Genomic DNA, 355 nt, shown 5'->3' on the forward strand with positions numbered 1-355 from the left:
GGAGGTAACGGAGAAAACGTTTGTTCTAAAAACATCCCTGTATCCCAAATCAGTTTACTATTAATAGGATCACTAAAAAAATCACCTGCATAAGACAATCCAGCATGTTCAAATCCTACTTTTAATATTTCCTGAATATATGGATAAGGAGTAATTACGTTCCTGTTATAGATAATCTCTTCGCCATCCTCAATGGTTTTGTTATTTCGCACATAATTGGTTCCGTCAAAACTATTAAAGATCCCCTCGAATTTTTCATAATTGGTATTCTGATCGAATTCGGTATCAATAATCATAGGGAAATTATACCCAACCTCGGGAAACCCTTTATTAATTATACTTTTTGCATGGTTTT

General features: G+C 33.5%; 1 pseudogene. It reads right to left on the reverse strand.

Annotated elements, in window-relative coordinates:
- A pseudogene (locus tag FOF46_RS32185) lies at positions 1–355 on the reverse strand (hypothetical protein); the annotation flags it as partial.

The sequence above is a fragment of the Aquimarina algiphila genome (assembly GCF_007489275.1).
GTDB lineage: Bacteria > Bacteroidota > Bacteroidia > Flavobacteriales > Flavobacteriaceae > Aquimarina > Aquimarina algiphila.